This is a genomic window from Rathayibacter sp. AY1F4, assembly GCF_002931775.1.
Taxonomy (GTDB): Bacteria; Actinomycetota; Actinomycetes; order Actinomycetales; family Microbacteriaceae; genus Rathayibacter.
Genome location: NZ_PSVE01000048.1, coordinates 1 through 2197, shown reverse-complemented (window position 1 = coordinate 2197; position 2197 = coordinate 1). Strand labels below are relative to the sequence as shown.

Sequence of the window (2197 nt, the reverse complement as noted above, 5' to 3'; positions counted from 1 at the left end):
CTCGAGGGCGCAGAAGGGCATGGTCTCGTCTCCAGGGGGTGGCGGGCGATCGCCCGCCACCCCCTGGAGACGAGACCATGCCCTTCTGCGCCCTCGAGAGCCTCCGCTGATGGAGCTGGGCATCGCCGCGATCGTCGGCGTCTCGGTCCTCGTCGCGGTCGCCGTCTTCTCGCGGCGCCTCGGCGTCGCCGCCCCGATCGTCCTCGTGCTCGCCGGCGTCGGCCTCTCGTACATCCCCGGGGTGCCGGAGGTGGTCGTCCCGCACGAGTGGGTGCTCGACGGCGTGCTGCCGCCACTGCTGTACGCGGCGGCGCTCAGCGTCCCGTTCATCGACTTCCGCCGGAATCTGACCACCATCACCGGGCTGTCGGTCGTGCTGGTGCTGATCTCGGCGGCCGGCGTCGGCGCGCTCCTCTTCCTCCTCCTCCCCGAGCTCGGGCTGGGCCTGGCGATCGCCGTGGGCGCGATCATCAGCCCGCCCGACGCCGTCGCTGCGACCTCGGTCGGTCGGCGGCTCGGCCTCCCGCCGCGGCTGCTCACCCTGCTCGAGGGCGAGGGACTGATCAACGACGCGACCGCGCTGGTGCTCCTCCGCTCGGCCCTCGCCGCCGCCGCCGGGACGCTGGCGACGCCGTGGACCGCGATCGGCGACTTCCTCTACGCCGTCGTCGTGGCCGTCGTGGTCGGGTTCGTGGCGAGCGTGGTCACCGTCTTCGTCCGCTCGCGGATCGAGGACCCGGTGCTCAACACCGTCCTCTCCTTCATCGTCCCCTTCGTCGCGTTCATCCCCGCCGAGGGCCTGGGCGCCTCGGGCGTGCTCGCCGTGGTCGTCGCCGGCCTGCACACCGGGCACGCCTCCTCCCGCGCCTTCACCGCCCAGTCGCGGGTGAACGACCGGATCAACTGGCGGACCGTGCAGTTCCTGCTCGAGAACGGCGTGTTCCTGCTGATCGGTCTCGAGATCCGCTCGCTGATCCACGACGCCGACAGCGCGCGCCTCTCCGTGCCCGGAGCGGTCGGGATCGGGCTGATCGCGGTGGTCGGGCTGATCGTCGTGCGCTTCCTCTGGGTCGGGCCGGTCCTCCTCGGCGAGCGCTGGCAGACCCGCCGGGCCGAGCGCCGGGCCCGCGAGCAGAAGGAGCTGCTCGCGTCGCCCGAGGCGCAGGAGCTGCCGAAGGAGGAGCGCGGCCGGGCGAAGCGGCGCTACCTGCTGCGGCGCAGCGACTACCGGCACTTCAGCCGCAACGGCATCGGCTGGCGCGGCGGTCTGGTGCTCGGCTGGTCCGGGATGCGCGGAGTGGTGACCCTCGCGGCCGCGCAGTCGCTGCCCGAGGACATCCCGTACCGTCCGCAGCTCGTGCTGATCGCCTTCACCGTGGCCGTCGCGACCCTGCTGATCCAGGGCAGCACGCTGCCGCTGCTGATCCGGGCGCTGGGCATCCGCGGGATCGACGTGCCCGAGGACCAGCGCGCGCTCGCGGGTCTGCTCGACGAGATCACCGAGAAGGGCCTCTCGGTGCTGGAGCACCCGGGCGACGCCGTCGAGGGCGCCGACGGCGTCGCCCCGGACGTCCTGGAGCGGGTGCGCCAGACGTCGTTCCTCCGCTCCGAGGCCGCCTGGGAGCGCTCGCGCGGCACGGAGCGGTCGGTCGCGGACACTCCGCACCGCCTCTACCGGGCGCTGCGCCTTGCCGTGGTCGCGGCCGAGCGGGAGGCGCTGCTGGACGCGCGCTCGCGCCGCGCCTACCCGCAGCGCATCCTCCGCGACGCCCAGTCGCTGCTCGACCTCGAGGAGACGCGGCTGCGGGTCCGGCGGGGCTCCGAGTCCTGAGGGCTCGGGGTCGTGACGATCGCTCCCGGGGATGCCCGCGCTGATCCGCGCCCTGTGGAGGAGCGCCGAGCTCCTCGAGTGCGCCATCCGGATCGACCCCTCGGACCACGGCCGTCCGGCCTCCCCGGCATAGCCCGCCGATGCGTCACCCCCCGTTAAGCCCGCGCTCCCCGCTTCCTCTGGCACTGCCGTCGCCCCGCCCGTAACCTGCGGATCGCCTGAGAATCGGATCCCCCGACCCGCCCGGGCGTCCGGAAGGCCCGCCATGCGCTCGAACCCGACCACGACGGCCACGACGACGGCGTAGAGGAAGTCGCCGATCGCGGTCCACGGCGTCGCCAGCGTCCCGGCGGCGGCGGCGAGGGC

The 2197-nt window shown here is 73.9% G+C and carries 1 protein-coding gene; it reads left to right on the top strand.

The features are described 5' to 3' along the window. The first annotated feature begins 109 nt into the window (after window positions 1–109). Complete coding sequence (locus C5C59_RS16930) at window positions 110–1831, top strand: sodium:proton antiporter (RefSeq protein WP_104238969.1); 1722 nt, start codon at window positions 110–112, stop codon at window positions 1829–1831. The last annotated feature ends 366 nt before the right edge of the window (window positions 1832–2197 follow it).

Excerpts from the sequence above, each read along its gene's own strand:
- C5C59_RS16930 (WP_104238969.1), top strand. The coding sequence starts at position 110 with ATGGAGCTGGGCATCGCCGCGATCGTCGGCGTCTCGGTCCTCGTCGCG.